The sequence below is a fragment of the Ruegeria sp. HKCCD4884 genome (genome assembly GCF_013110855.1).
In the GTDB taxonomy this organism is placed as follows: Bacteria; Pseudomonadota; Alphaproteobacteria; order Rhodobacterales; family Rhodobacteraceae; genus Ruegeria.
Genome location: NZ_WVRJ01000027.1, coordinates 2,501 through 6,069, shown reverse-complemented (window position 1 = coordinate 6,069; position 3,569 = coordinate 2,501). Strand labels below are relative to the sequence as shown.

Genomic DNA, 3,569 nt, shown 5'->3' with positions numbered 1-3,569 from the left:
ATCGTATTAGAGAGATTGTTGGGTTTTTACTAGGTTTGGCGGTGACCTACTCTCCCGGGGCTTAAGCCCAAGTACCATTGGCGCGGCAGTGCTTAACTTCCGGGTTCGGTATGGGACCGGGTGTTTCACTTGCGCTATGACCACCAAACCGAGGAAAAGCCCATGTCGACTTTCTTGCGGAGCAAGAAAGCGACGGGTGGCAGGCAGCGTATTCGCTTGCGAATGCGCGGTGCCACTCGGTTGTGTTAATCAATCAGTGTTGTCCAAACCAAGGTCGGTGTATGCTTTTGGTTTGATTTGTCTTTCTGTTACTGGATCAAATCAAGCCTATCGGGCGATTAGTACCGGTCAACTGAACGCATTACTGCGCTTACATCTCCGGCCTATTGACGTGGTGGTCTTCCACGGCCCTCAGGGAGACCTTGTTTTGAGGGGGGCTTCCCGCTTAGATGCCTTCAGCGGTTATCCTGTCCGATCATAGCTACCCAGCACTGCCGTTGGCACGACAACTGGTCCACCAGTGGATCGTTCACCCCGGTCCTCTCGTACTAGGGGCAACTCCTCTCAAGTCTCCTACACCCACGGCAGATAGGGACCGAACTGTCTCACGACGTTCTAAACCCAGCTCACGTACCTCTTTAAACGGCGAACAGCCGTACCCTTGGGACCTGCTCCAGCCCCAGGATGAGATGAGCCGACATCGAGGTGCCAAACACTGCCGTCGATATGGACTCTTGGGCAGTATCAGCCTGTTATCCCCGGCGTACCTTTTATCCGTTGAGCGATGGCCCTTCCACTCGGGACCACCGGATCACTATGGCCGTCTTTCGACTCTGCTCGACTTGTCAGTCTTGCAGTCAGGCTGGCTTCTGCCATTGCACTCAACGAGCGATTTCCGACCGCTCTGAGCCAACCTTCGCGCGCCTCCGTTACGCTTTAGGAGGCGACCGCCCCAGTCAAACTACCCGCCACGCAGGGTCCCGGATCCGGATAACGGACCGCGGTTAGACATCAAGAGTGCGAAGGGTGGTATCTCAAGGGAGGCTCCACGGATACTTGCGTTTCCGCTTCAAAGCCTACCACCTATCCTGCACATCACAATCCTGATGCCAGTGCGAAGCTGTAGTAAAGGTGCACGGGGTCTTTCCGTCTAACCGCGGGAAGCCTGCATCTTGACAGGCAATTCAATTTCGCTGAGTCGATGTTGGAGACAGCGGGGAAGTCGTTACGCCATTCGTGCAGGTCGGAACTTACCCGACAAGGAATTTCGCTACCTTAGGACCGTTATAGTTACGGCCGCCGTTTACCTGGGCTTCAATTCAAGGCTCTCACCTCTCCTTTTAACCTTCAGGCACCGGGCAGGCGTCAGACCCTATACGTCGTCTTGCGACTTCGCAGAGCCCTGTGTTTTTAATAAACAGTCGCCACCCCCTGGTTTGTGCCCCCAGCCCCTAGTTGCCTAGGAACCGGGCCTCCTTCTCGCGAACTTACGGAGGTATTTTGCCGAGTTCCTTCAACATCGTTCTCTCAAGCGCCTTGGTATGCTCTACCAGTCCACCTGTGTCGGTTTAGGGTACGGTCTGATGGAGGGCTATTTCCAGGAACTGCTCAGCAGCCCAACCAATCCGATAAGGTTGAACTACACCTGCAATCCGTCACATCCTCCTGGCCTAGGAATATTAACCTAGTTCCCATCGCCTACGCCTTTCGGCCTCGGCTTAGGGGCCGGCTTACCCTGCTCAGATTAGCTTTAAGCAGGAACCCTTGGACTTTCGGCGAGAGTGTCTCTCACACTCTTTGTCGCTACTCATGTCATCATTCTCACTAGTGATCTCTCCACCGGATCGCTCACGCGCCGGCTTCATCGAAAGAACTCTATCCTGCGCTACCGCCTATTCGGCTACTTGAGCGCGCTTACGCGCACCACATAACCGGCGGCAATACAGGATGAGTTCTATGTCACACTACGCTCTGCTACCATGCCTTACGGCATCCTAAGCTTCGGCTCATGGCTTGAGCCCCGTTACATCTTCGCCGCAGGACAACTTATTTAGACCAGTGAGCTGTTACGCTATCTTTAAAGGATGGCTGCTTCTAAGCCAACCTCCTGGTTGTTTTGGTCGTCCCACCTGCTTTCCCACTTAGCCATGAATTGGGGGCCTTAGCTGTAGGTCAGGGTTGTTTCCCTCTCCACTACGGACGTTAGCATCCGCAGTGTGTCTGCCATCTAGTACTCCCGGGTATTCGGAGTTTGGTTAGGATCAGTAAGCCTGTGGGGCCCCATTACCCATCCAGTGCTCTACCCCCCGGGGTATTCGGATGACGCTCTACCTAAATAGATTTCGCAGAGAACCAGCTATCTCCGAGTTTGATTGGCCTTTCACCCCTAGGCACAGCTCATCCCGATCCTTTTCAACGGATGTGGGTTCGGTCCTCCAGTAAGTGTTACCTTACCTTCAACCTGGCCATGCCTAGATCACTCGGTTTCGGGTCTGATCCCACGAACTCATGCGCCCTATTAAGACTCGCTTTCGCTACGCCTACACCTAACGGCTTAAGCTTGCTCGTGAGACCAAGTCGATGACCCATTATACAAAAGGTACGCCGTCAGCTCGCAAGGAGCCTCCGACTGATTGTAGGCGTTCGGTTTCAGGTACTGTTTCACTCCCCTCGTCGGGGTGCTTTTCACCTTTCCCTCACGGTACTGGTTCGCTATCGGTCAGCAAGGAGTACTTAGCCTTCGAAGGTGGTCCTCCGATCTTCAGACAGAATTTCACGTGTTCCGCCCTACTTAATACGTCCGTCAAAGCTTCCTATACGGGGCTGTCACCCGCTATGGCCACGCTTCCCAACGTGTTCTAGTCACTCATCCGGCTCGGCTGGTCCCCGTTCGCTCGCCGCTACTAGGGGAGTATCAATTGATTTCCTTTCCTCCGGGTACTTAGATGTTTCAGTTCCCCGGGTTTGCTCTTAAAACCCTATGTATTCAGGTCTTAAGTACTTGGTTAAGCGACATATTGATTAGCAAAACTAACAATATGAAGCTTTCAAGTGGGTTGCCCCATTCAGAAATCCATGGATCAAAGCTTATTCTCAGCTCCCCATGGCTTATCGCAGAGTATCACGTCTTTCATCGCCTCTTGCTGCCAAGGCATTCACCAAACGCCCTTCTCGCGCTTGATTTGATCCAGAAAGAGAAAGACATAACATTTTGCGCTACCGCCTATTCGGCTACTTGAGCGCGTGAACCCTTCCGGCCTGCGGCCTTCACGGTTCGACTATGTCCAACGCGATCATCCAGCTGGTAACTAAAGATGATCTTTCTTCTGAACCAAAAGCATACTTTCCCGCCTTCCATCCTGGAACCCATGCTGCCGATGTCGGTCGGCCCCACATGGAGAATAGAAGACAATGCATGATCGTCAGATCATGCGGGTTAGTGTACTTGACTTGGACAACTCTGTTCGTTTCAGCCGCGATAGTCGTGGACAGGCGAGGAAACACCCGTGTCACAACCCACCCCTCCGAAGAGGAGAACGACTGAGATCAACGCCACACTCGGCGCGATC

2 rRNA genes are annotated in these 3,569 nt (G+C 53.4%); both read right to left on the bottom strand.

Annotated elements, in window-relative coordinates:
• Positions 1-33: 33 nt before the first annotated feature.
• Positions 34-148 (bottom strand): 5S ribosomal RNA (gene rrf / locus GS636_RS22535).
• 169 nt (positions 149-317) lie between these two features.
• Positions 318-3,183, bottom strand: a 23S ribosomal RNA gene (locus GS636_RS22530).
• Between the last annotated feature and the right edge of the window lie 386 nt (positions 3,184-3,569).